General features: G+C 73.3%; 20 protein-coding genes. 10 read left to right on the top strand and 10 right to left on the bottom strand.

All coding sequences use genetic code 11. From position 1 onward, the window contains the following. Positions 1-131: 131 nt before the first annotated feature. The 5 genes from OG462_RS26835 (at position 132) to OG462_RS26815 (ending at position 4,888) form a co-directional block, all read left to right on the top strand. Positions 132-950: an FHA domain-containing protein gene (locus tag OG462_RS26835; protein WP_406061395.1), complete on the top strand. Its 819-nt coding sequence runs from the start codon at positions 132-134 to the stop codon at positions 948-950. Continuing rightward, positions 947-2,281, top strand: coding sequence for a protein kinase domain-containing protein (locus OG462_RS26830; protein WP_406061394.1), 1,335 nt, complete (start codon positions 947-949; stop codon positions 2,279-2,281). Before OG462_RS26835 ends, OG462_RS26830 begins: the two co-directional genes overlap by 4 nt. 110 nt (positions 2,282-2,391) lie before the next feature. Then, the gene (locus OG462_RS26825; protein ID WP_406061392.1) at positions 2,392-3,306 is read left to right on the top strand and encodes a peptidoglycan DD-metalloendopeptidase family protein; all 915 of its coding nucleotides are present in this window, start codon (positions 2,392-2,394) and stop codon (positions 3,304-3,306) included. A 105-nt stretch (positions 3,307-3,411) separates the two neighbouring features. After that, the gene (locus tag OG462_RS26820) at positions 3,412-4,320 is read left to right on the top strand and encodes a hypothetical protein (RefSeq protein WP_406066731.1); all 909 of its coding nucleotides are present in this window, start codon (positions 3,412-3,414) and stop codon (positions 4,318-4,320) included. An 82-nt stretch (positions 4,321-4,402) separates the two neighbouring features. Continuing rightward, a complete protein-coding gene (locus tag OG462_RS26815; protein WP_406061391.1) occupies positions 4,403-4,888 on the top strand; it encodes a hypothetical protein in 486 nt (161 codons plus the stop codon). A gap of 59 nt (positions 4,889-4,947) precedes the next feature. Here the strand turns inward: OG462_RS26815 and purH are convergent, their stop codons facing one another. Beyond that, positions 4,948-6,513: a bifunctional phosphoribosylaminoimidazolecarboxamide formyltransferase/IMP cyclohydrolase gene (gene purH, locus OG462_RS26810; protein WP_406061389.1), complete on the bottom strand. Its 1,566-nt coding sequence runs from the start codon at positions 6,511-6,513 to the stop codon at positions 4,948-4,950. After that, positions 6,488-7,117 (bottom strand): phosphoribosylglycinamide formyltransferase, encoded by a 630-nt coding sequence (gene purN, locus OG462_RS26805; RefSeq protein WP_383052435.1) that lies wholly within the window; start codon positions 7,115-7,117, stop codon positions 6,488-6,490. The genes purH and purN overlap by 26 nt, the downstream gene beginning before the upstream one ends. Before the next feature lie 353 nt (positions 7,118-7,470). On the opposite strand from purN, the gene OG462_RS26800 reads away from it, so the two are divergent. Continuing rightward, on the top strand, positions 7,471-8,220 hold the full coding sequence (locus OG462_RS26800; protein WP_406061387.1) for a hypothetical protein: 750 nt from the start codon (positions 7,471-7,473) through the stop codon (positions 8,218-8,220). A gap of 59 nt (positions 8,221-8,279) precedes the next feature. On the opposite strand, the gene OG462_RS26795 is transcribed toward OG462_RS26800, so the two are convergent. After that, entirely contained in the window at positions 8,280-9,791 is a 1,512-nt protein-coding gene (locus OG462_RS26795) for a DUF6350 family protein (protein ID WP_406061385.1), read from the bottom strand. Between the two features lie 119 nt (positions 9,792-9,910). Between OG462_RS26795 and OG462_RS26790 the strand changes: the two genes are divergently transcribed. Beyond that, positions 9,911-11,275 carry a sigma factor-like helix-turn-helix DNA-binding protein gene (locus OG462_RS26790; RefSeq protein WP_406061383.1) on the top strand — a complete coding sequence of 455 codons (1,365 nt, stop codon included), beginning with the start codon at positions 9,911-9,913 and terminating at the stop codon, positions 11,273-11,275. A gap of 100 nt (positions 11,276-11,375) precedes the next feature. On the opposite strand, the gene sucD is transcribed toward OG462_RS26790, so the two are convergent. The 6 genes from sucD to OG462_RS26760 all read right to left on the bottom strand — a co-directional run bounded on the left by sucD (position 11,376) and on the right by OG462_RS26760 (position 19,399). Continuing rightward, positions 11,376-12,260: a succinate--CoA ligase subunit alpha gene (sucD, locus tag OG462_RS26785; protein WP_384895400.1), complete on the bottom strand. Its 885-nt coding sequence runs from the start codon at positions 12,258-12,260 to the stop codon at positions 11,376-11,378. 19 nt (positions 12,261-12,279) lie between these two features. Beyond that, positions 12,280-13,458 (bottom strand): ADP-forming succinate--CoA ligase subunit beta, encoded by a 1,179-nt coding sequence (gene sucC, locus OG462_RS26780; RefSeq protein WP_406061381.1) that lies wholly within the window; start codon positions 13,456-13,458, stop codon positions 12,280-12,282. Positions 13,459-13,925: 467 nt separating this feature from the next. Beyond that, complete coding sequence (locus tag OG462_RS26775) at positions 13,926-15,131, bottom strand: VWA domain-containing protein (RefSeq protein ID WP_406066729.1); 1,206 nt, start codon at positions 15,129-15,131, stop codon at positions 13,926-13,928. Positions 15,132-15,307: 176 nt separating this feature from the next. Beyond that, entirely contained in the window at positions 15,308-17,713 is a 2,406-nt protein-coding gene (locus tag OG462_RS26770) for a DUF5682 family protein (protein ID WP_406061379.1), read from the bottom strand. After that, the gene (locus OG462_RS26765) at positions 17,710-18,867 is read right to left on the bottom strand and encodes an AAA family ATPase (protein ID WP_406061378.1); all 1,158 of its coding nucleotides are present in this window, start codon (positions 18,865-18,867) and stop codon (positions 17,710-17,712) included. Before OG462_RS26765 ends, OG462_RS26770 begins: the two co-directional genes overlap by 4 nt. A 118-nt stretch (positions 18,868-18,985) precedes the next feature. Next, complete coding sequence (locus tag OG462_RS26760; RefSeq protein WP_406061376.1) at positions 18,986-19,399, bottom strand: hypothetical protein; 414 nt, start codon at positions 19,397-19,399, stop codon at positions 18,986-18,988. A 153-nt stretch (positions 19,400-19,552) separates the two neighbouring features. Here OG462_RS26760 and OG462_RS26755 point away from each other — a divergent pair, with 153 nt between their 5' ends. Then, positions 19,553-20,899 (top strand): SWIM zinc finger family protein, encoded by a 1,347-nt coding sequence (locus OG462_RS26755; protein ID WP_406061374.1) that lies wholly within the window; start codon positions 19,553-19,555, stop codon positions 20,897-20,899. 38 nt (positions 20,900-20,937) lie between these two features. Continuing rightward, on the top strand, positions 20,938-22,653 hold the full coding sequence (locus OG462_RS26750) for a DUF5691 domain-containing protein (protein WP_406061373.1): 1,716 nt from the start codon (positions 20,938-20,940) through the stop codon (positions 22,651-22,653). 157 nt (positions 22,654-22,810) lie between these two features. On the opposite strand, the gene OG462_RS26745 is transcribed toward OG462_RS26750, so the two are convergent. Then, complete coding sequence (locus tag OG462_RS26745) at positions 22,811-23,218, bottom strand: cobalamin B12-binding domain-containing protein (protein ID WP_406061372.1); 408 nt, start codon at positions 23,216-23,218, stop codon at positions 22,811-22,813. Between the two features lie 303 nt (positions 23,219-23,521). Here OG462_RS26745 and OG462_RS26740 point away from each other — a divergent pair, with 303 nt between their 5' ends. Continuing rightward, positions 23,522-24,310, top strand: coding sequence for an esterase/lipase family protein (locus OG462_RS26740; RefSeq protein ID WP_406061370.1), 789 nt, complete (start codon positions 23,522-23,524; stop codon positions 24,308-24,310). Positions 24,311-24,341 lie beyond the last annotated feature (31 nt).

Genomic DNA, 24,341 nt, shown 5'->3' with positions numbered 1-24,341 from the left:
AGAGTCCACCCGATCGGCGGATCAGTCGCAGCCGGGCACCTGTGGCGCCCCGGACACCCTCGGTGACGTTCTGCATTCGTTTATCGGCTCTTCCTAGCCTGGCGGCGCAGACCTCGGGGAAAGGAAGCGTCATGTACAGCATCATCGTGGTGCCCACACCGACCGCTGCCTCCGGAGACCAGGTCAGGCTGGCGCCCGGCGAACGGCTCCACTTCGGCCGCACCACCCCTCGCGCCGCCGGCGACCGGCCCCACCTGGACATCCCGCACCCCGGGGTGTCCCGTACCGCCGGGGAGATCGGGGCCACCGGGAACTACTGGACGCTGAGCAACTTCAGCACCGCCTCGACGTACGTCGTCGAGAACCCGGAGGGAGCCGGGGAGCACATCAAGATCGCACCGGGCCGGGTCGACGCCCCGGTGCCCTTCGAGTTCTCCCGGGTCGTGCTGCCCGCGGGCAGCGACCTGGTCGACTTCTGCGTCTGGGCACCCCGCCACGACTACGTGGAGCGCGCGCACGCCGCCGAGGACGGCGAGCCGACGGCGCTGGCCTTCCCGCTCGACCGCTCGAAGCGGTACTTCCTCGTGCTCACCGCCCTCTGCGAGCCCCGGCTGCGCGGCGAACCGCACGCACCGCTGCCGACCGCGGACACGATCGTGGACCGGCTCCACCCGCTGTGGCCCGCCGCCAACCGCGCCGCCGTGCAGTGGAACATCGACTACCTGGCCGTGAAACTCCGCCTGAAGCCGGGCCCGGACACGGCGGACGCGGGCCCCCGCCTCAACGGCAAGAAGGAGTCCCTGGTCTCGCTCGCGCTCCGCTTCGACCTCGTACGGGAGGACGACCTGGTCGCACTGACGCCCCCGGCGGCGACATCTTCGACCGGGCCGACGAATCCGGCGGATCCGGCGGCCCGGGCACGGACGGCGACCCCGGCCCGGTCACGGTGACCGGCTTCCCGCTGACCGTGCCGGACGGCTACGAGGTCGGCGCCTGGACGGTCGAACGCCCGCTGGGGGCAGGGGCGTTCGCCAGCGTCTACGCGGCACGCCGCACGAGCGGAGACGAAGACCTCCCGCCCCGGGCCGCTCTCAAGTTCCTCCCCACCGGCACCCGCACCCCGCGCCAACTGCGCCATCTGCGCGAACTGGCAGATCGTGAGGTGGAGTTACTGAGCCGGCTGCGGTCACCGCGGCTGATCCGCCTGTACGAGACGCTGACGGTCGACGACCCGGAGCGCCCGGAGCTGGACGGCGCCACCGTGCTCGTACTGGAGGAGGCGGAGCGCCCCCTCCAGTCGCTGCTCTCGAAGACCGCGGCGCCCCCGCCGTCCGCCCCCGCGCTCCTCCTCCAGGTCTGCGAGGGGCTGCACCAACTGCACACGGCGGGCTGGGTGCACGGCGACCTCAAGCCCGGCAACGTCCTGCTGATGAAGGACGGCGGCGTCCGGCTCGGCGACTTCAGCACGGCGAGCGAACTGGAAGGGACGCACGCCTACTCCCCCGGCTTCGCCACCCCCGACTACACCCCGCCCGAGCTGCTCTGGTCAGAGGTCGGCACCCGGGGCACCCGGATCCGGCCCAGCGCCGACGTCTGGGCCTTCGGCGTCCTGACCCACCTCGTCCTGACGGGCTCCTTCCCCCTCCCGGGCGGCACGCCGACGGCCCGCCGGGACGCGGCCGTGCGGTACGCGCGCGGGGAGGAGGACCTCCGGCTCTCCCCCGACCTCCCGGCGCCCTGGCGGGAGGTCGTCACGGACTGTCTGAGCCGTACGCACGAGGAACGGGTGGTCCATGACGCCACATCGCTGCTGGGCCGGGTCCGGGAGGCCGCGGCAGGGCGGGTGCCACGCCGCCGCCGGCGCGGCGGACGCCGCGGGCCGCTGCTCGCCGCCGCCCTCGCCGCCCTCACTGTGGCGGGCCTCGGCCTGAACACCCTGGTGAACCGCCCGGACGGCACGGACACCGCCGCCGGGTACGAGCGGTGCGCGCCGACCTACGTCTGCTTCTTCTCCGAGACGGGCGGCAGGGGCGAGATGTGCGACTGGGAGAACGACGACGACGAATGGTCCGACGGGGACGCGGGCTGCGCGTGGGCACGGAAGAAGGCGCCGCGCTCGGTGTTCAACAACGGCGCCGCCGACCCGAAGGGCTACGTCCACGTCGCGTACTTCGCGGCGAAGAACTACCGGGACGACCTCGGCTGCGTACCGAAGGGGGCGCGCCGCGACCTCGCCCTCGACCGCCCGATCGCCTCGCACATCTGGGCCACGGACTGCTGAGGAGCGGCCGAGGCGACTGCCCGGGCGGCGACCCTCGGATGTCCGAGTACGGGCCGGGCGCCGGATCTCGGGACCGTGGAGCAACGTGATCGCGAGAAGGGAACACGAACGTGTCGTCCACACCACCCCGCAGCGCACTCCTGGCTCTCCTGACGGCCCTGGCCCTCGTCCTGGGGCTCGGCGCCACCACGGTCGGAGCCGCGAACGCCGCCACCGCCGGAGCCCCCGCCGCCGCACCGTCCGCCGGCAAGCCCGACTTCCATCTGCCGTTCGCCTGCGGCACGACGTGGCAGCTCGACACCTGGGGTCACGACCCGGCGCTCGACATCGTCAAGGAGGGGAACCCCGGCTCCGACGGCCTGCCCGTCTACGCCTCCGCCCCCGGCACGGTCTCGGCCGTCTACTGGAACGACGGCTCGGGCAACACCATCCAGATCAACCACGGCAACGGCTGGTTCACCGCCTACTACCACCTCCAGGAAGCCCCGGACGCGTACGTGAAGGTGGGCCGCCAGGTGACCGGCGCCACCCAGATCGGGCGGGTCGGAAAGTCCGGCGCGGCCGGCGACTGGGCCCACCTCCACTACGAGCAGCGCTACCTGGCGTCCGGGACGTTCACGGACGAGAGCCACCGCAGGCCGGTCCACTTCGGCGGAGTCGAGTACAGCGGGGCCGGGCGCCAGTGGGCGAGCGTCACGAGCGGCAACTGCGCCACGCCGCAGACGGCCCCGTACCAGCCGTGGAACTGCCCCAACGGCTTCGTCTGCTTCTACGCGCAGACGGGCGGCAGGGGTGCGGTCTGCAAGACCGACGGAAACGTGCCGGCGAGCACCTGCGGCCTGCGCGGGTCCTTCTTCAACAACGGCAACCCGGAGGCCGGCGCCGACCACGCGTACGTCTCCTTCAAGGAGGGCGGCACGTCATGCCTCCACCACGGCTGGTGGGAGGGCCGCGGCGACTTCGCCGCCGGCGGCCGCACGATCAAGGCCGTGACCTGGGGCGGTGAGTGCGCGGCGGCGCGCTGACCGGACAGCCCTCGGAGGTACGAGGTACCTCCGCCCCCGGGCCCGGGGCCATGGTGTGACTGCGTCGCCGAAGGGGCGACACGGGTCATGTCAGGGGGCATCGGGATGAAGCGCGTGATCGTTCACGTGTGCACGGTCGTGGCGGTCGTGGCAGCCGCCACGACCGGCTGCGCCCAGGACTCCGGCCGGGCGTCCGCCCCACCGCCTCGTGAGCTGACCCAGGCCGAACGGCTGCGGATCTCGGACGCCACCGAAGTGCTGATCAAGCAGTGCATGAACCGGGCGGGCTTCTCCTACTGGACGGGTCCGCGGCTGAGTCTGGAGGAGAGCCGCCCGCTCGACTACGTCAACGACGACGTCGACTGGGCCCGCGAGCACGGCTACGGCAGCCGCATCCGCGACAAGGAGGACCGGGCTCGCCGGGCGAACCCGAACGGCACCTATCGTGCGGGGCTTTCCGCGCCGCGCCGGAAGGCCTATGACGAGGCGCTCGACGGCGGGCTCGGGGCCACGATCCTCACCACGGAGATCCCGACCGGGGCCGGGAAGGGGAGTGTCCACAAGCGTTGGGGCGGCTGCTCGGCGGAGGCCGGGGAGAAGCTGTACGGGGACCCGGTCGCCTGGTTCCGCGCCGACAAGGCCGTCACCAACCTCCAACCGCTGTACGTCCCCCGGATCACCCGTGACAGGACGTTCACCGAGGCCCTCGCGGCCTGGTCGCGCTGCATGACCCGGGCCGGGCACGTCTACCCCGATCCACCCGCCGCGCAGGACGCGGTGGCGGGGAACGCCTCCGGCCGCTCGCCCGGAGAGGCGTTCGAGGTCGAGACCCGGGTCGCCGTGGCCGAGGCCCGGTGCGCCCACGAGACCTCGTTCGCCACGATCGCGCGGGAACGTCAGGCGTACTACGTCGGCACCCTGCCCGACCGGTACACCGAGCTCATCGGCACCCACCGGCGCCTCCAGCGCGACGCGTTCGCGCGCGCGGCCGAGGTCACCGGCCCGCGGGTCTGATCCGACCCGCCTCGCATACGTCCACGGCGCTGTGCCCGTGGATCAGCACGCCTCGGACGAGGCAGACACACAGGAGCGAACCATGCGTAAGTCAGGCATGTCCATCACCGCGCTCGGGCTGGCCGTCGCCGGTCTCGTCGCCCCGGCCGGCACGGCCCAGGCGTCCGGCGCGGGCACCACGGCCAATCACTGCAACACCGTCTGGCCGGGCCGCGACGGCAGGGTGTACGCCTTCGACGAGGCGTTCTGCTACGGGCAGTTGGGCAAGACCGCGGGCAACGACGCCGACTGGAACGCGAACGCGGCGGGCGAGGACTTCGCGAACGCCTGGGACAAGGCGTCGTCCGTCATGAACGCGGGCACGGAGGGCAACCTCGACGTCGTGAAGTTCTACTACTGGCAGGACTACGGCCGCGACCACGCCGGCTACAACTGCCTCGATGCGGGCGAGTTCTTCGTCGACGACCTGTCCCGCAACAAGTTCACCAACGGCTACGGCATGAACAACAGCATCCGGTCCCACAAGTGGGTGAACAGCGGGGACTGCAACGGCAACTTCATGCACTGACCGCGGGCGGCCCGCCGGTACCTGGGAGGTACCGGCGGGCCGCCCGTCGTTCACACCGCTCAGTGGAAGAAGTGGCGCGTCCCCGTGAGGTACATCGTCACGCCGGCCTTCTTCGCCGCCTCGATGACCAGCTCGTCACGCATCGAGCCGCCAGGCTGCACGACCGCCTTCACGCCGGCCGCCGTGAGGATCTCCAGGCCGTCGGGGAAGGGGAAGAACGCGTCCGAGGCGGCGTAGGAGCCGCGCGCCCGCTCCTCGCCCGCCCGCTCGACCGCGAGCTTCGCGGAGTCGACGCGGTTGACCTGGCCCATGCCGACGCCGACCGAGGCGCCGTCCTTGGCGAGCAGGATCGCGTTGGACTTGACCGCGCGGCAGGCCTTCCAGGCGAAGGCGAGCTCGGCGAGCTCCTCCGCCGACAGGGCCTCGCCCGTCGCCAGGGTCCAGTTCGCCGGGTCGTCGCCCTCGGCCTGGAGACGGTCGGTGACCTGGAGCAGCGCGCCGCCGTCGATCGGCTTGACCTCGACCGGGTTGGCCGGGGCGCCCTCGACGCGCAGAAGGCGGATGTTCTTCTTCTTGGTGAGGATCTCGACCGCGCCGTCCTCGTACCCCGGGGCGACGACGACCTCGGTGAAGACCTCAGCGACCTGCTCGGCCATCGCGACGGAGACCGGGCGGTTGACGGCGATGACGCCGCCGAACGCGGACGCCGTGTCGCAGGCGTGCGCCTTGCGGTGGGCCTCGGCGACGTCGGCGCCGATCGCGATGCCGCACGGGTTGGCGTGCTTGATGATCGCGACGCAGGGCTCGGTGTGGTCGTACGCGGCCCGGCGCGCGGCGTCGGTGTCCGTGTAGTTGTTGTACGACATCTCCTTGCCGTGCAGCTGCTCGGCCTCGGCGAGGCCGCCCGTGCCGTCGACGTAGAGCGCGGCGCCCTGGTGCGGGTTCTCGCCGTAGCGCAGGACGTTGTTCCGCTCGTACGTGGCGCCCAGGAAGTCCGGGAAACCGCTGTCGTCGGCGGCGGCGTAGTCGTCGGCGAACCAGGACGCCACGGCCACGTCGTACGCGGCGGTGTGCTGGAAGGCCTCGCCGGCGAGCCGCTTGCGGGCGGTCAGGTCGAAGCCGCCGGCCTGGACGGCCGCGAGCACGTCGGCGTACCGCTCGGGGCTGGTGACGATCGCCACGGACGGGTGGTTCTTGGCCGCGGCGCGGACCATGGACGGGCCGCCGATGTCGATCTGCTCGACGCACTCGTCCGGGGTGGCGCCGGAGGCGACCGTCTCGCGGAACGGGTAGAGGTTCACGACGACCAGGTCGAAGGGCTCCACGCCGAGCTCGGCGAGCTGCTCGCGGTGCGACTCCAGGCGCAGGTCGGCGAGGATGCCGGCGTGCACGCGCGGGTGGAGGGTCTTGACGCGGCCGTCCAGGCACTCGGGGAAGCCGGTCAGCTCCTCGACCTTGGTGACCGGCACACCGGCGGCGGCGATCTTCCCGGCCGTGGAGCCGGTGGAGACGAGCTCGACACCGGCCTCGTGCAGACCGCGGGCCAGCTCTTCGAGCCCCGTCTTGTCGTAGACGCTGACCAGCGCGCGGCGGATGGGCTTAACCGTGTCCGTGTTCACCGACATGAACCTTTCGTCCCTCAATGCGATAGCCGTGCCGGGCGAGGCGCCCCACGACGTCGACGAGCAGCGAGCGCTCGACTTCCTTGATGCGCTCGTGGAGAGCGGCTTCATCGTCCTCGTCCCGTACCTCGACCACGCCCTGGGCGATGATCGGGCCGGTGTCGACACCGTCGTCGACGAAGTGGACGGTGCACCCGGTGACCTTCGCGCCGTAGGCGAGGGCGTCACGCACCCCGTGGGCACCGGGAAAACTGGGCAGCAGAGCCGGGTGGGTGTTGACGACCCGGCCGCCGAAGCGGGCGAGGAACTCCTTGCCGACGATCTTCATGAAGCCGGCCGAGACGACGAGATCCGGCTCGTACGCGGCGGTGGCCTCGGTGAGTGCGCGGTCCCACTCCTCGCGGGTGGCGTGGTCCTTGACCCGGCACACGAAGGTCGGCAGGCCGGCGCGCTCGGCGCGCTCCAGGCCGGCGATGCCGTCGCGGTCGGCGCCGACGGCGACGATCTCCGCGCCGTAGCCCTCGGGGTCCGCGGCGATGCCGTCGAGGAGGGCCTGCAGATTGGTACCGGAACCGGAGACCAGGACGACGAGGCGGGCGGCAGCCACTGGGTCACTCTTTCCGTGGTGTTTGTACGGTCGTACGAACGAATCGTGCCGCTCGATACGGGGAACCCTACGAATGGCTCGACCGTCAGCAACGATACCGGCACACCGGACGGCCCCCACGGGACGGGGGCGGAGCAGAGCGGTAGCGTCAGGGTCCGAGGCCGGACGCGCACCCGACCAGCACCGGTCGAGGACACGGACGGCGTAACGGACGCGCAGCACACAGCAGCACGCGGACGCGGCACACAGGCGCACACGCGGCAGTACGCAGAAGCACGCAGCAGTAGACGAGACAGCAGCGGAGACCACGGGTGCGGCCGTGGTCGCGACGACAGAGGGAAGACGTTCAGCAGATGCCGGAACGCCAGTCCACGGACGACAACAACCCGTTCGCGCCGCCGCCCGAGGGCCGGCCGGATCAGCCGTGGCAGCCACGGCGACCGGAGGGCTCGGACGACGAATCGTCCGGGGAATCCGGGGCCTCCGACGGCCGCTGGAGCCCGCGCCAGCCGGGCCCGTCGAACGACGGCTTCGGCCGTGGACCCGAGCGCCAGGGAGGCGGCCAGGGAGAACCGGAGGGCGACCCCGGGAAGGGCGGACCCGGCCAGGGCTCCGGTGGACGGGGGCTCCGCTGGGACCCGACGGACCCGGCACAGCGCCGCGCGCGGTACGCGATCCTCTCCGGCATGTGGGCCTTCTTCTTCGCCATCTTCGAGATCCCGGAGCTGGCACTGCTGCTCGGCGCGCTGGGCCTCTACTGGGCGATCAGCTCGCTGCGCGCCAAGCCGAAGCCGGCGGAGGAGCTGTCGCCGACATCACAGTCGACGCCCGCGTCGGCGTCTCAGCCCTCGGGACAGCCGGCGGCCCGGCCGTCGGGTCAGGGCGCCACTGCGGCCCCGCTCCGCTCGATGCGGACGGCCGCGATCAGCGGTCTGGTCGCGGCGAGCGTGGCCCTGATGATCGTCGCGGTGGGCTTCACCATGCAGCTCGTCTACAGCGACTTCTACGAGTGCCGCGACGACGCCCTCACCCACGCGGGCCAGCTGGCCTGCAACGATCTCCTGCCGAAGCCGCTGCGCGCGGGCTTCGGGGTCCGGGAGTAGCGAGCAGAACCAGGGGGTGTCTTGCCTGATCAGCCCGGGCTGATCAGGCAAGACACCCGCTAGAGCCTTTCCGGGGGCGGCGGCGAGGCGGGTTCCCAGGCCGCCGGGAGGTAGTCGTAGGGCTCGAAGGCGGCGTCGCCGTACGGGTCACCGTAGGGGGCGCTGTACGGGTCGACGTCCGGGCCGGAGTCCGGCCCGGACTCCGGCCCCGCCGGGGCCGTCAGGGCGGTGTCCGGTTGCGCCTCTTCGGGCGTCTCCGGGTCCGGGGTGGACGGGGGTACGGGGCCGGGCACGGGTACGAGGCCCGAGGCGGCCCACTTCGCGGCCCCGGCCACCGGTCCGGCCACGGAAGCCGCTTCCGGCACCGGCAGGGGCTTCGGGCGCGGGACGCGCCGGCCCCAGGCCCGTACCCCCAAGGCCACCGGCACGCCGACGCACGCGCCCCACAGGACCGTCGCCGTGCCCGTCTGCCACCACACCGGGCCGAACGCGGACAGCCGGCCCGAGCCGAGAGGGCCGCCCGCCGCGGCCGAGAGAACGGCGACCGCCGCCCCGCAGCCCCAGGCCGCGCCCAGCGCCGTGAGCGCCGTGTCCCGGCCCGTCCAGGTCCGCGCCGAACGGCCCAGCCGGCCGCCCTGGAGCACGGCGGCGGCCAGCGGGACCGCGGCGGCCGTCCAGTGGATCCAGGTGCCCCGCCCGTCGGCGGGCAGCGCGGCGAGCAGCGGGAAGGGCGGCGCGGCCGGGTCGCCGACGAGGCCCAGCGGGGTCGCGAGCGCGCCCGTACCGAGGGTGAAGCCCGGCCCGAGCCCGTACGCGGCTCCCCAGACGGCCATGTTCGGCAGCAGCGCGAGCACCAGCAACAGCACCGCCACCCGCCCCGACCACTCCCCCGCGAGACCGGCGTACACGCTCTGCGCCTCGCGCGCGTGCCAGGCCAGCGAGACCGCCGCGACGACCGCGCCGCCACCGAGCAGCGTCACGAGCCCGAGCCCCGTCGCGCGCAGGGCGGCGGCCGCCTGGCGTTGCCGGGGCAGCGGGCGGCCGAGCGCCGTCCAGACGCCCATCCCCGCCGCGCCCACCACGACGGCGGGCAGCCAGAAGCCGGCGGTGATGAGGTCGGCGGGCAGCGGGCCGCTCTCGCTGTAGACCACGACCACGGCCGCGACCAGGAGATATCCCCCGGCCACGGCGGCGACCGCGCCGCTCGCGGAGGGGCGCGGCCGGTCGCCTCCGTCGTTCGCGTCGAGGGTGTCCCGGGCGGCCCGGTGGACGAGCCAGACGGGCAGGACGACCAGGAGCATCGGCACGATGCCGAGGGGCGCGGGCAGGCCGGACAGGGTGTCCGTACGGACGAGGTCCACGCCGTGGGCGAGCAGCCAGAGCCCGGCGGCCAGGTGAAGGGCGCCACCGGGGCCGCTGTCGGGGTACGGGGAGCTGATCCAGGCGGCGGTCACCAGGACCGCGAGGGCGCCGAGGCCGAGTCCGGCGGCGACCCCGCCCCGGACGCAGGCGGTGGCGAGCGCGGCGGAACGGCCGCCCTGGACCAGGGGGTGCTCGGTCACATGGGTCACGGGGTCATGCTGCCAACGACACGCGCTTTTGCCGCGTAACAGGCAAACCTCCGTTGTGTCGCTCAATATACGTTTATGTACTTTTCCGCCCAGAGCAGCTCTGCGGGAGGTCGACGCCGATGAGCCGGAGCACCGCGGATTCCGCATCCTCCGCCACCCTGCCGACCCCGAAGGAGCGGCGCAGGTTGCGTGAGGCCCTCGCCCTGAGCGAGGAGCAGGTCGCCGAGGCCATGGGCGTCACGAAGGCCACGGTCAGGTCATGGGAGACCGGGCGCTCGACCCCACGGGGCCGCAAGCGCGAGGCGTACGCGAAGCTGCTCGGCTCGCACGAGCCGGGCGACGCGCCGACCTCCTCGTCGGCTCCGTCGGCCTCGTCATCTCCGTCGGCCTCGTCGGAGATGCCGACCTGGTCCACACCGCCCGGAACCGAGGAGCCCGCACAGCCACAGCCGGAGCCGCAGTCACCCGTACGGGCGCAGGCGCCGGCTCCCGCGGCGAACGTCCGGCCCAAGGCCGCGGCCAAGCGGGCCGCCAAGCCCCCGAAGGCCCCCTCCCCGTCCCCGGTCATCGCCGCCGGGCCGGCCCGCAAAGGCGCCCCGAAGCCGCAGGAACGTCTGAAACCGGTGGTGGCGGAGGCCCCGTGGGTCGCGGAGGCGGAGCCCGCGCAGCCCCCCGCCGTGCCCGGGCTCACCCCGGAGGAGGCCTTCGACGCGCTGTACGCGCACGCGGCGCCCGGACTCGTCCACCAGACGTATCTGCTGACCGGCCGGCGGCGGCTCTCCCGCGAGGCCGTCGAGTACGCCTTCCACCACGCCTGGGAACACTGGCCCGACGTCGCCGTCGACGCGGACCCGGTGGGCTGGGTGCGGGCGACGGCGTACGAGTACGCCCTCTCCCCCTGGCACCGGCTGCGCCGTACCCACAAGCACCCCGACTCCCCGCCGACCGAGGCGAGCCGGCGGGCGCTGCTCACCGCGCTCCTCGAACTGCCGCCGCCGTACCGCCGTACCGTCCTGCTCTACGACGGGCTCGGCCTCGACCTGCCGGAGACGGCCGCCGAGACCGAGGCGAGCACCCCCGCGGCCGCCAACCGGCTGCTGCACGCCCGTACGGTCCTCGGGAAGCGGGTCCCCGAGCTCGCCGAACCGGAGGCCCTGCACCGCCGCCTCAGCGCGCTGGTCACGGAGGCTCCGACGGCGACCCTCCCGGCGGCCCGTGCCGTCCGGACGGGCAGCGAACGCCGGACGCGGACCTGGACGCGCGCGGTGCTGGGCGTGACGGCGGTCCTCATCGGTGTCACCGGCTTCACGGCGGCGACCGCGCCGACCCGCTACATCCCGGTGAACGTCCCCGGCGAGACCGTCAACGGCGTCCCGGTGCGCGGCGGCCCGCAGAAGCTCCGCCTCGAGGACCTGGAGCTCCGCGACATACTGCGCTCGGAACCGAACCCGGGCCCGGAGCGGCTGACCCCGGCCGCCGAGTAACCGCCGCCGTACGCGAGAGGGCCCCGCCCTCGCCCGGGTGACCGGGCGGGGGCGGGGCCCTCTCGTACAGCCGGCTACGTGCAGCCGGCTACTTGCTGGTTCAGCCCGCGAGGATGGCGCGCGCCAGCTTGGCCGTCTCGGTCGGCGTCTTGCCGACCTTGACGCCGGCGGCCTCAAGGGCCTCCTTCTTCGCCTGGGCGGTGCCGGAGGAGCCGGAGACGATGGCGCCGGCGTGGCCCATGGTCTTGCCCTCGGGCGCGGTGAAGCCCGCGACGTAGCCGACGACCGGCTTGGTGACGTTGGCCTTGATGAAGTCGGCCGCACGCTCCTCGGCGTCGCCGCCGATCTCACCGATCATGACGATCAGGTCGGTGTCGGGGTCCGCCTCGAACGCCGCGAGGGCGTCGATGTGCGTGGTGCCGATGACCGGGTCGCCACCGATGCCGACGGCGGACGAGAAGCCGATGTCACGGAGCTCGTACATCATCTGGTACGTCAGCGTGCCGGACTTCGAGACCAGGCCGATGCGGCCCGGCTTCGTGATGTCGCCCGGGATGATGCCGGCGTTGGACTGGCCCGGGGTGATGAGACCGGGGCAGTTCGGGCCGATGATGCGGGTCTTGTTGCCCTTCGACTGCGCGTACGCCCAGAAGGCGGCGGAGTCGTGGACGGCGATGCCCTCGGTGATGACGACGGCCAGCGGGATCTCGGCGTCGATCGCCTCGACCACGGCGGCCTTCGCGAAGGCCGGCGGGACGAAGAGGACCGAGACGTTGGCGCCGGTCTCCTTCATCGCCTCGGCGACGGAGCCGAAGACCGGGACCTCGGTGCCGTCGAAGTCGACGGACGTGCCGGCCTTGCGCGGGTTCACGCCACCGACGATGTTGGTGCCGTCGGCCAGCATGAGCTTGGTGTGCTTCATGCCCGTGGCACCGGTCATGCCCTGGACGATGACCTTGCTGTCCTTGGTCAGGAAGATAGCCATGGTGTTCTGACCTCGTCCCTTACTTCGCAGCCGCGAGCTCGGCGGCCTTGTCGGCCGCGCCGTCCATGGTGTCCACACGCTGCACGAGCGGGTGGTTCGCGTCCGACAGGATCTTGCGACCCAGCTCCGCGTTGTTGCCGTCGAGGCGCACGACCAGCGGCTTGGTGACCTCTTCGCCCTTGGAGGCGAGAAGCTCCAGGGCCTGGACGATGCCGTTGGCGACCTCGTCACAGGCGGTGATGCCACCGAAGACGTTGACGAACACGGACTTGACGTCCGGGTCGCCCAGGATGATCTCCAGGCCGTTCGCCATGACCTCGGCGGAGGCGCCGCCACCGATGTCGAGGAAGTTGGCCGGCTTCACGCCGCCGTGGTTCTCACCGGCGTACGCGACGACGTCCAGGGTCGACATGACCAGACCGGCACCGTTACCGATGATGCCGACCTCGCCGTCGAGCTTGACGTAGTTGAGGTTCTTGGCCTTGGCGGCAGCCTCGAGCGGGTTGGCTGCGGCCTTGTCCTCGAGCGCCTCGTGCTCGGGCTGACGGAAGTCGGCGTTCTCGTCGAGAGACACCTTGCCGTCCAGGGCCAGGATGCGGCCGTCCTTGGTCTTCACCAGCGGGTTGACCTCGACGAGGAGCGCGTCCTCGGCGACGAAGGTGTCCCACAGGGTCACCATGGCCTCGGCGACACCCTCGGCCACGTCGGCCGGGAACTTCGCCTGGGCCACGATCTCGCGGGCCTTGACGATGTCCACGCCGTCGACGGCGTTGACCGGGACCTTCGCGAGGGCCTCGGGGGTCTTCTCCGCGACCTCCTCGATGTCCATGCCGCCCTGCACCGAGGCCATGGCCAGGAAGGTGCGGTTGGTGCGGTCGAGGAGGTACGAGACGTAGTACTCCGCCTCGATCTCCGGGGACAGCTCGGCGATCATCACCTTGTGGACCGTGTGGCCCTTGATGTCCATCCCGAGGATGTCCGTCGCGCGGGCGACGGCCTCGTCCGCGTCGCCGGCCAGCTTGACGCCGCCGGCCTTGCCGCGGCCACCGACCTTCACCTGGGCCTTGACGACGGACTTGCCGCCGAGGCGCTCGGTCGCGGCGCGCGCGGCCTCAGGCGTGTCGATGACTTCACCGGCCAGCACCGGTACTCCGTGCTTGGCGAAGAGGTCCCTCGCCTGGTACTCGAACAGGTCCACGCGCGTCCGTCCCTTTTCTGAAGATCGCGGTTCGTTGTCTGCGTGGGCGTGCCGCGAAGGGCAACGTGACTGCGCTGTCACAAGGGAGGCGTACACGGTGACCGTGGACGCGGCATGTCCGTCTCGCAGGTTATCCCCGAGGGACGTAGGTCCCTAAATCGCAGATCACAACAGAGCGGTGATACGGGTCACAGACCGTAGGGGCCGAGGGGCCGTCCGTAGGGGGTACGGGATGGCGACGTGCGGCGTTCACAGTAGGCGGCGCTTGGCCTCCCCGCCCCTCACGACGCGCCGGGAGCGCAGGTGAGGGGCGTTCGGAAGCGTGTGTGATATGGGACTCAGTCGGGTCCGGACACCCGTGCGGGTGGTCCCGCGACGACGGATTCCGCACCTGCCGGGTGGTTCGGGGACGACTGATTCCGCACCTGTGAGTGCCGGTGGGGTGGGGCCGGTCGGGTGGGGGCCGGTCAGGCCGTGGGTATCGGCAGGGGGCGCTTCTCCAGGGCGGCGGCCATGACCTCCGGGAACAGGTCGGGGGTGCAGGCGAAGGCCGGGGCGCCGAGCGCGGCGAGCGCCGCCGCGTGATCCCGGTCGTACGCCGGGGCGCCCTCGTCGGAGAGGGCGAGCAGCGCGACGAACTGGACGCCGGAGGCCTTCATCGCCGCGACCCGCTTCAGCATCTCGTCACGGATGCCCCCCTCGTACAGGTCACTGATGAGGACGACGACGGTGTCGGCGGGGCGGGTGATCTTCGACTGGCAGTGGGCGAGGGCGCGGTTGATGTCGGTACCGCCGCCGAGCTGGGTGCCGAAGAGGACGTCGACGGGATCGTCGAGCCGGTCGGTCAGGTCCACCACGGCGGTGTCGAAGACGACCAGCCGGGTGGCGATCGACCGCATGGAGGCGAGCACGGCGCCGAACACGGAGGCGTAGACGACGGAGGCGGCCATGGAGCCGGACTGGTCGATGCAGAGCACGACCTCCTTCCGTATCGCCTGGGAGGCACGCCCGTGGCCGACCAGCCGCTCGGGGACGACCGTGCGGTACTCGGGCAGGTAGTTCTTGAGGTTGGCGCGGATCGTCCGGTCCCAGTCGATGTCCCGGTGGCGGGGGCGGCTGATCCGGGCGGAGCGGTCGAGGGCGCCGGTGAGGGTCGCTCGGGTGCGGGTGGCGAGACGCTTCTCCAGGTCGTCGACGACCTTGCGCACGACGGCCCGCGCGGTCTCCCTGGTCGTCTCGGGCATGACCTTGTGGAGGGAGAGCAGGGTGCCGACGAGGTGGACGTCCGCCTCGACGGCCTCCAGCATCTCCGGCTCCAGGAGCAGGGTGGCGAGGCCGAGGCGGTCGATCGCGTCGCGCTGCATGACCTGGACGACGGAGCTGGGGAAGTACGTACGGATGTCGCCGAGCCAGCGGGCGACGGAGGGTGCCGAGGCCCCGAGTCCGGCCGAGCGGTCCCGCCCGGTGCGGTCGCCGCCCTGGCTCTTGCGGCCGTAGAGCGCGGTGAGGGCTCCGTCCATGGCGGCGTCGGTGCCGGCGAGGGCGCGGCCGGTGCCGTCGGCCTCGCCGCCGCCGAGGACGAGCCGCCAGCGGCGCAGCCGCTCGTCGCCCGTCGCTGCCTCTGCCGCTGCCGCTGCAGCTGGGCTCACGTCGGTGGTCGTGCCGGGGCTCATGCCGGTCGTCGTGCCGGTCGTCGTGCCGGTGGTCGTACCGGTGGTCGTACCGGTGGTCGTACCGGTGGTCGTGCCGGTGGTCGTACCGGTGGTCGTACCGGTGGTCGTACCGGTGGTCGTGCCGGTGGTCGTACCGGTGGTCGTACCGGTGGTCGTACCGGTGGTCGTGCCGGTGCTCATGCGAGGGCCTCCGTGCCGAGGACGAGGTGGAGGAGGGGCAGCACGGCATCCGCCCGTTCCCGGTCGAGCGTGGGGGCGAAGCCGGGGACTCCGGGGGCCGAGTGCCCGGAGCCGCCGGCCTTCGGGCCCCGGGCGACCAGCTCGCCGAGGGTGCGGCGTACGCCCGGCTCGTATCCGGAGAAGGTGCGCCGCAGCAGCGGCAGGACATCGGTGAACGCCTCGGCCGGGACGCCCGTCAGCCAGTCGTCGACCAGGCCGAGGAGCCGCTCGTCGTGGACGAGGAGCAGTCCGCCGCCGGAGGCCCCGCCGACGAAGCCGTCGATCCAGGCGGCGGCGTCGGGCGGCGGGGTGCCGGGCGAGAGGGCGCGGCTCATGAGGAGGGCGGCCGCGTCGTCGGCGATCCGGCCCTCGTCCAGGAGGAGCCGGGCGGCCCGGCCCCTGAGGATGCCCGGGATCCGGTCGCGGTCGGCGAGCCGGCGCAGGACGCCGGCCCAGCGTTCGGTCAGCTCGGCGGCTCCCGGCAGCAGTCCGAGGGCCTGGTGGACCTCGTCGATCCGCTCGCGCATGGCGGCGGCCGCGTCGGCGTCGAGTCCGGCGCAGGCGGGCGGGAGACCGACACAGATCCGTTCGGCGAGGCCGGCGGCGACCTCGGCGAGGGCCGCCGTCTCCGTGCCCCGGACGTCGCCGTAGCGCAGGGAGCGGGCGAGGGCCGGGAGGGCCTGGGCGAGATGGGCGACGTCGGTGTCGAGCGCGGCCCGGTCGGCGAGCGCCCGCATGACGACGGGCAGCGCGTCGGCGAGCCCGGCGAGGAGGCACTGCTCCGCGAGGGCGGTGATGTCGGCGAGGGCCGTCGCCCCCAGGGCCCGCGACCTGGCCCGGGCGGTGGCGGCGGCCTCGACGGTGGTGCCCCAGACGCCGGCCTCGGCGACCTGGACATGCAGCTCGGGCTCCCAGCGCAGCCGCCAGGTCTCCCGGAAGGTGCCGGTGCCGGAGCGGCCGGTGGCCCGTTCGCCCCAGCCGACGCCGAGGAGCCGCAGCCGGTGCAGCAGCCGGCTGCGCTCCCCGTCCATGTCCTTGCGGAGGTCGAGTTCGAGGTCACGCTCGCCGGCCTCGGGCTTGAGACGCAGGGTGCGCTGACGGCGGGCCAGATCGCGCTGCAGGGGCACCGCGGGGGCGCCGGCCGGGACCTCGCCGAGGACGTCGCCGACGACGAGGCGGTCCCGGACGAGGTCGAGCGGCACGTCGGAGCCCTCGCAGAGGACGGCGCGGACGGCGTCGGTCGTCTCGTCGAGGCCGGGTAGCGGGCGCCCGCGCAGAGCGGCGAGGGTCTCGGCGAGCCGGACGGCCTCGATGACATGGGCGGAGGAGACCAGGTGGTCCTCGGCCCTGAGGAGTCCGGCGACCCTGGTCATCCAGCGCTCGACGGGCCGGTCGGGGGCGGCGAAGAGGTGCGCGTACCAGCCGGGCGCGTCGATCCCGGCGCCGTACCCCGAGCGGCGGGCGAGCCTGCGGTGGGTCCACGGGACCCAGGTCATCTCGGTCTTCACCTTGGGCAGGCCCTTCAGCAGGGCCCGGTCGGCGGCGACGGTGGTCCTCCGGGTGAGGGCGGGGACGTGCCAGGCGCCGCAGACGACGGCGACGGCGTCGTCGCCGAACTCCTTGCGGGCGGCACGCAGCTGGATCCGCATATGGGCCTCGCGGACGAGGTCCCGGGGGTGGCCGCCGTGCCCGTAGGCCTCCCGGAGCGCGCCCATGGCCTCGGCGAGGGCCTCGAAGGGGGCGGTCGGGTCGCCGTCGCCGCGCAGTTCGACGACGTCCTCCCACCAGCGCTCGGCGTCCTCGTACCCCCCGGCCCGGGCGAGTTCGGCGACCGGGTCGATCCGCAGCCCGCCGCCGGAGACCTCGTCCTCCCCGTCGTCCCAGGTGGGGTCGGAGGCCGCGAGGGTGTGCGTGGCGGGCAGGTCGATGAACCGGACGGCGGCGCCACGGTCGAGGGCCCAGCGGATCGCGACCCACTCGGGCGAGAACGCGGCCATCGGCCAGAACGAAGCCCGCCCGGGGTCGTCCACGGCGTGGGCGAGCAGCGCGACCGGCGGCCGCATGTCGGGGTCCCCGGCGAGCGCCACGAGGGCGTCGGCCTCGGCGGGACCTTCGACGAGCACCACGGCGGGCCGCGCCGCCTCAAGCGCCGCCCTCACCCCGCGCGCGGACCCGGGCCCGTGGTGCCGCACCCCGAGCACGAGCGGCCCACCGGGGAAGCCATGTGCGGGCGAGGGCGTGGAGGTGGAGGTAGAGGTGGAGGTGGAGGTGGAGGTGGACGGGAGCCTGGGGGTGGATGCAGACGTGGGCGTGGGCGTGGACGCAGACGTGGGCGACGGCGAGGGCGTGGGCGTGGACGTCATACGCTCACCTCGCGGCAGGCGCGGTAGAAGTCCTTCCAGCCGTCTCTCTCCCGCACCACCGCCTCCAGGTACTCCTGCCATACGACCCGGTCGGCCGCCGGATCGCGGACGACCGCCCCGAGGATGCCCGCCGCGATGTCCGCCGGGCGCAGGACGCCATCGCCGAAGTGGGCGGCGAGGGCCAGCCCGCCCGTGACGACGGAGATGGCCTCTGCCGTGGACAGCGTCCCCGAGGGCGACTTGACCCTCGTCCGTCCGTCGGTGGTGACCCCGTCCCGCAGCTCGCGGAAGACGGTGACGACCCGGCGGATCTCGGCGACGCCGTCCGGGACGGCCGGCAGTTCGAGGGAGCGCCCGAGCTGCTCGACGCGGCGGGCGACGATGTCGACCTCGGCCTCGGGGGTCGCGGGCAGGGGCAGGACCACCGTGTTGAAGCGGCGCCGCAGCGCGCTGGAGAGTTCGTTGACGCCCCGGTCGCGGTCGTTGGCCGTGGCGATCAGGTTGAAGCCGGGGACGGCCTGCACCTCCTGGCCCAGTTCGGGGAGGGGGAGGGTCTTCTCGGACAGGATCGTGATGAGCGTGTCCTGCACGTCGGCGGGGATACGGGTGAGCTCCTCCACGCGCGCGGTCATGCCCTGCGACATCGCCCGCATCACGGGGCTCGGTACGAGGGCGTCCCTGCTCGGGCCGTGGGCGAGGAGCCGGGCGTAGTTCCAGCCGTACCGGACGGCCTCCTCCGGGGTGCCGGCGGTGCCCTGGACGAGGAGGGTCGAGTCGCCGCTGACGGCGGCGGCGAGGTGCTCGGAGACCCAGGTCTTGGCGGTGCCGGGCACGCCGAGCAGGAGCAGCGCCCGGTCGGTGGCAAGGGTGGTGACGGCGACCTCCACGATGCGGCGCGGTCCCACGTACTTGGGGCTGATCACCGTCCCGTCGGGGAGGGTGCCGCCGAGGAGATAGGTGGCGACGGCCCACGGCGAGAGGCGCCAGCGGGCGGGTCGGGGCCGGTCGTCGGCGGCGGCGAGCGCGGCGAGTTCGTCGGCGAAGGCGTGCTCCGCGTGCGGCCGCAGGACCTCGGTCATGGCCTGCGGCTGCCCCGGTCCGGTGTCCGTCTCGACACCGGAACCGGGCTGCGCGATGGTTTCGGGCACGGGCATGGATCCCCCTCCAGATCGTTCGACCTGCTGTGCGATCCACCGTGCACCATGCCTCTGACAATCGGATGTCACCGCTGGTCAGGGGCGGTTGGAGGGCCGAGGGAGGACTGAGGGAGGGTCAGCCCACGACGGGGGAGGCGGCGACGCAGCCGCCGGCCATCGCCTGCTCGGCCTTGGCCTCCTTGATGACCTTGCCCTGGTAGATGACCTTGCAGGTGAGGTCGGCGGGGGTGAGCGAGACCGGCATGACGGCCGGCGGCATGATGCCCGTCAGCTTCACGGTCTTCTTCCACGGCGTGGTCGGCTTCTTCTCCGACTCGACCTGCGGCACCATCGCGGTGCCGTCGCCCGCGTGGTAGTCGATGGACTCGATTCCCTTGCCGGTGACCTCGTACGTGACTTCATAGGACTCGGTCACGGACTTGTCGACCTGGTCGGCGGCCTTCTCGGCGGCCTCCGAGCAGGCGCCGAGGCCGAGGGCGAGACCGGCGACGGCGAGGGCCGAGACGGCGGTGCGGGTGGTGCGCTTCATGCGGGATTCCCCTGGAACAGTTGCGGTGAATCGGTCGGTCACGCGATGAGAACCGTAAAGGGATGGTCAAGTCAAATCACTTCACTGGCTCTCCACAAGGCCTGAACACCCAGGCCAGAGGCGTTGTCAGTGGTGGCCTCTACCGTCGGGGACATGAATGCCATGGGGGTGCGCTGGACGGCTGAACAGGTGCTTGCACTGGCTCCTGACGATGCCTCACGCAGAGCGGGAAGCAAGCTGGGGACGGCCGGGCCGTGGTCGGACACGGGTCGCGGCGAGGGCGCCGTCTGGGGCGTGTGCAAGGGCAGCGGCCGCGTGCCGTACCGGACGGTCGTCGACACCACGGGGCCCGCGTACCTGTGCGCGTGCTCCAGTCGTAAGTTCCCGTGCAAGCACGCGCTGGGCCTGCTTCTGCTCCAGGCCTCGGAGGGGACGGCCACCGAGGAGACCACGGTGCCCGACTGGGCCGGGGAGTGGCTCGCGGCGCGGCGCGGGCGCGCCGCGAGCGCGGCCCGGAGGACCGAGGGCGGCGCGGCCGGAGGTCCGGCGGACCCCGAGGCGGCGCGCCGCAGGGCCGAGCGGAGGGCTGCCCGGATCACCTCGGGCGCCGAGGAGTTGGAGCAGCGGCTCGCCGACCTGCTGCGCGGCGGCCTGGCGGCGGCAGAGCAGCCGGGGTACGGGCTGTGGGAGGAGACGGCGGCCCGGATGATCGACGCCCAGGCGCCGGGACTCGCGGGCCGGGTGAGGGAGTTGGGGGCGATACCGGGTTCGGGTCCCGGCTGGCCGGTGCGGCTCCTGGAGGAGTGCGCGCTGACCCACCTCCTCGACCGTGCCTGGCTCACCGCCGACCGGCTGCCCGCGCCCTTCGCGACGACCGTACGGACCCGGGTCGGCCTGACCGCCCCCGTCGACGGCGTGGCGGTGCGCGACCACTGGCTCGTGCTCGCGCAGTACGACGCGGCCGACGCCCGGCTGACCACTCGGCGTATCTGGCTGTACGGCACGGCGAGCGGGCGCACGGCGCTCCTGCTGTCGTTCGGCGCGGCGGGGAGAGCTCCCCAACTGGCGCTCCCCGTGGGCGCGGTGCTCGACGGCGAACTGACCCCGCACGCGGGCTCCGGCCGGCTGCGCGCGGAGCCGGGCGACGCGTTCGTCCCGGTCGCGGGCCCCGTCGCCCCGCCGCCGGGCGGACCGGTGGGCGCGGCCCTCGACGCGTACGGCCGTGCGCTGGGCGAGGACCCGTGGCTGAACTCCTGGCCGGTGACGTTGAGCGGGGTCGTCCCCGCGCGCGCGGAGTACGGCTGGCAGCTCGCCGACGCGGACGGCCGCGAGGCCCTGCCGCTGACACCCGCGGCCCAGTCCCGGCCCGGGCTCTGGCGCCTCGTCGCCCTGTCGGGCGGCGCCCCGGTGACGGTCTTCGGAGAGTGCGGACACCAGGGGTTCACGCCCCTCGCCGCCTGGTCCCCGGAGAGCCCGGGAGAGACGGTCCCCCTCATATGACCCCCGACCACCGCACGCCGGCCGCCCGGAGGACTTCGATGGAGACGGACACGACGCCCCCGCCCGGCACGCTTCTCGCGATGAACGGTGCCGGCGAGGACGGTGTCCGCGAGGGTGGCGTCCGGAAGGACGGTCTCCGCGAAGACGGTCTCCGGGAGGACGGTGTCTGGGAGGAGCTCGTCACCTCGGCCCTGCTCGGGACGGACCGGCGGGCGCCCGCCGGTCTCGCCGGAACCGCTGCCGGTGACCTACCGGCCGCCCTGCTCGACGCCGCCGCGCTGCACACCGTACGGCGCAGGGCCGGGCTGCGCCCCGGGCCCGCCGCGGCACCGCCGGAGCCCGCGCCCGAGGACCGCCGTGGACCGCTGCCCGAGGCGGCCCGACGGCGGCTCGACCAACTGCTCGCCGGCCGGGCCGCGCCCTCGCCCGCCGGTCGGCGCGGGGCGGCGCCGGACCTCGCAGAGCTGCTCCCCCAGTGGCTGGCCCTCGCCAACGCGCGCGGGTACAAGGCCCCGGCCGCCACTCTGCCCGCCCTCCTCGACGCGGCCCGGGCGCGCACCGATCTGCGGCCCCAGGCCCTTCAGCTGGCCGGACCGCGCGGCCTGTGGCTGGCCCGGCTGAACCCCGAGTGGAGGTTCGCCCTCCGGGGCGCGGGTGCGGGGGGCTCCCTCCCCGACCCCGGGGACGAGGAGGGTGTGCGCGCCCTGTGGGACGAGGGCCTGTTCGCCGAGCGGGTCGCCCTGCTCGCCGCCGTACGGACCGAGGACCCGGCGGCCGGACTCGCACTCCTCGCGTCCACCTGGTCCGCCGAGCGCGCGGAGGACCGGCTGATGTTCCTCGACTCCCTGCGGAACGGACTCTCCGGCGCGGACGAGGAGTTCCTCGAGGCGGCCCTCGGCGACCGCAGCCGTAACGTCCGTGCCACCGCCGCCGAGCTGCTCTCCGCCCTGCCGGCCTCGGCGCTCGCGGGCCGGATGGCGGGCCGGGCGGTCACCTGCGTCGGTCTCGACCGGACGGCGGACTCGCCCACGATCACCGTGGAGGCCCCGCACGAGTGCGACACGGCCATGCAGCGGGACGGTCTCGCGGCGACACCTCCGGCGGGGCGCGGCGAGCGTTCCTGGTGGCTGGGCCAACTCGTCGAGGCCGCGCCGCTGTCCTGTTGGCCACCCAGGTTCGGGGGGCGCGGTCCGGAGGAGATCGTGGCGCTGCCGGTCGCCGACGACTGGCAGGGCGAACTGCACGCGGCCTGGTGCCGGGCGGCCGTACGGCAGCGGGACGCGGCCTGGTCGCGCGCGCTGCTCGGCTCCCCGGCGACTCCGCCCGCGACGGGCCCCGGCACCTCGTCGCTGGCCGAGCGGGCGCAGCTTCTGTCGACGCTGCCCTCGGGGGAACGGGCGTACTGGGTCGCCTCGTTCATCGCGGCGCACGGCCTGTCGGAGGCGTTCCAGCTGCTCGGCGTCTGCGAGGTGCCGTGGGCGGAGCCGCTCGGCGGGGCGGTGATCGACGCCCTCGACATCGCGCGGGAGGCCGGCAGTTACCCCTGGAGCTTCAGCGGGGTGATGGGGCTCGCGGAGCGCTGTCTCGCCCCCGAGGCGGCCCGGCCGCTGGAGGCCCTGACGGCCCGTCCGGACGAAGCGGAGGACATCTCCCCCGGCGCCGGCGGCTACTGGTCCGAGGCCTTCCAGCGCCTGGTCTCCACGCTCCGGCTGCGTGAGGCGATGAGAGCCGAACTCACGGAGCCGGCTCTGTAGAGCGGTCCACCCCCGCCGCCATGCCTGAGGGCCCCTCTGCAGCCCGACCCACCCCCGGCATGCCGAAGGGACCCTCTGCAGACCGGCCCACCCCGGACATGCCGTCAGGGCCCTCCCCGAAGGGAGGGCCCTGACGGCATGAGGTGGACGGAACGGATTACGCGGCCACGCGGACGTTCGCGTTCACCCAGTCGACGATGGAGGACGTCGTCGCGCCCGGCGTGAAGATCTCCGCCACGCCCTTCTCCTTCAGCGGCGCGATGTCCCCGTCCGGGATGATGCCGCCGCCGAAGACCTTGATGTCCTCCGCGTCACGGTCCTTGAGGAGCTCCAGGACCTTCACGAACAGCGTGTTGTGCGCGCCCGAGAGGATCGAGAGGCCGATGGCGTCGGCGTCCTCCTGGATCGCGGTGTCGACGATCTGCTCGGGCGTCTGGTGGAGTCCGGTGTAGATGACCTCCATACCGGCGTCGCGGAGTGCCCGCGCGATCACCTTGGCCCCGCGATCGTGGCCGTCGAGACCCGGCTTGGCTACCACCACGCGGATCGGACCGGTCACACCCATCACTGCCTCCACATGCGACCCCCGCGCCTGTTGCCGGGGAGGTGAACGAACGTTATCCCCCAGCATCCCGCACGTGTCTGTTTCGCGGAGGCGAGCGAGGGGGAAATCACACGTGGGACATGTTCGCTCTGCGCCGTACCCCGCTTTCGGGCCCTCCTCCTGGGCCCACCAGCCGCAAGCGGGGCACGGTCGCGAAGGGAGCCGCGACGAGGTCGCCGCGCCTCCGTGCCGCCGTCCGTGCGGTGCGGGAGCGCGGCGTACCGGCGTACCGTTCGGCCCCGCGTGCCGTTCGGGAGGTCGTCCATGGAGTTCACCAAGGTCACCGCCCTGATGAAGGCCACCGCCCTGGAGCTCGCGATCCTCACCGGACACCTCGTCCTGTACCCCTCCGGGATCGTGGCCGAGCGCCTCGCGCCCACCCCTCCCCCGTCGGTCACCCCGGGCCGGCGCCCGGTCGTCATGCTGCACGGCTTCGTGGACAACCGCTCGGTCTTCGTCGTCCTGCGCCGCTCCCTCAGCCGGAACGGCCGTGACTGTGTCGAGTCGCTCAACTACTCACCGCTCACCTGCGACCTGCGGGCCGCCGCCGAGCTGCTCGGCCGCCGGGTGGACGAGATCCGCGCCCGTACGGGACACGCCGAGGTCGACATCGTCGGGCACAGCCTGGGCGGGCTCATCGCCCGTTATTACGTACAGCGGCTGGGCGGTGACAGCCGGGTGCGCACCCTGGTCATGCTCGGCACCCCGCACTCCGGCACGACCGTGGCCCCGCTCGCCGACGCGCATCCGCTGGTGCGGCAGATGCGGCCCGGTTCGGAGGTGCTGCGGGAGCTCGCCGGGCCCTCGCCCGGCTGCCGGACCCGCTTCGTGAGTTTCTGGAGCGATCTCGACCAGATCATGGTGCCGGTGGAGACGGCGCGTCTCGACCACCCCGACCTGCTCGTGCACAACGTGCGGGTCAGCGGGATCGGTCATCTCGCGCTGCCCGTGCACCCGACGGTGGCCGCCGGGGTCCGGGAGGCGCTCGACGCGGGCGGGCCGGAGGCCGCGGGAGCGCGTGAGGAGGAGCCGGGCGCCACCTCCGTGGCGTGACACTCCGGCACCGTTCTTCGAACGTTCCTCG

This window comes from Streptomyces sp. NBC_01077, assembly GCF_045162855.1.
Lineage (GTDB): Bacteria > Actinomycetota > Actinomycetes > Streptomycetales > Streptomycetaceae > Streptomyces.
Note: the sequence above shows the minus strand (reverse complement) of the source record. Positions and strands in the feature narration are given on the sequence as shown.

Excerpts from the sequence above, each read along its gene's own strand:
- OG462_RS26815 (WP_406061391.1), top strand. The coding sequence starts at position 4,403 with ATGCGTAAGTCAGGCATGTCCATCACCGCGCTCGGGCTGGCCGTCGCC.
- OG462_RS26835 (WP_406061395.1), top strand. The coding sequence starts at position 132 with ATGTACAGCATCATCGTGGTGCCCACACCGACCGCTGCCTCCGGAGAC.
- OG462_RS26820 (WP_406066731.1), top strand. The coding sequence starts at position 3,412 with ATGAAGCGCGTGATCGTTCACGTGTGCACGGTCGTGGCGGTCGTGGCA.
- OG462_RS26790 (WP_406061383.1), top strand. The coding sequence starts at position 9,911 with ATGAGCCGGAGCACCGCGGATTCCGCATCCTCCGCCACCCTGCCGACC.
- sucD (WP_384895400.1), bottom strand. The coding sequence starts at position 12,260 with ATGGCTATCTTCCTGACCAAGGACAGCAAGGTCATCGTCCAGGGCATG.
- OG462_RS26760 (WP_406061376.1), bottom strand. The coding sequence starts at position 19,399 with ATGAAGCGCACCACCCGCACCGCCGTCTCGGCCCTCGCCGTCGCCGGT.
- OG462_RS26770 (WP_406061379.1), bottom strand. The coding sequence starts at position 17,713 with ATGACGTCCACGCCCACGCCCTCGCCGTCGCCCACGTCTGCGTCCACG.
- OG462_RS26755 (WP_406061374.1), top strand. The coding sequence starts at position 19,553 with ATGAATGCCATGGGGGTGCGCTGGACGGCTGAACAGGTGCTTGCACTG.
- OG462_RS26800 (WP_406061387.1), top strand. The coding sequence starts at position 7,471 with ATGCCGGAACGCCAGTCCACGGACGACAACAACCCGTTCGCGCCGCCG.
- OG462_RS26745 (WP_406061372.1), bottom strand. The coding sequence starts at position 23,218 with ATGGGTGTGACCGGTCCGATCCGCGTGGTGGTAGCCAAGCCGGGTCTC.
- OG462_RS26775 (WP_406066729.1), bottom strand. The coding sequence starts at position 15,131 with ATGAGCCCCGGCACGACCACCGACGTGAGCCCAGCTGCAGCGGCAGCG.
- purH (WP_406061389.1), bottom strand. The coding sequence starts at position 6,513 with ATGTCGGTGAACACGGACACGGTTAAGCCCATCCGCCGCGCGCTGGTC.
- OG462_RS26750 (WP_406061373.1), top strand. The coding sequence starts at position 20,938 with ATGGAGACGGACACGACGCCCCCGCCCGGCACGCTTCTCGCGATGAAC.
- OG462_RS26740 (WP_406061370.1), top strand. The coding sequence starts at position 23,522 with ATGGAGTTCACCAAGGTCACCGCCCTGATGAAGGCCACCGCCCTGGAG.
- OG462_RS26765 (WP_406061378.1), bottom strand. The coding sequence starts at position 18,867 with ATGCCCGTGCCCGAAACCATCGCGCAGCCCGGTTCCGGTGTCGAGACG.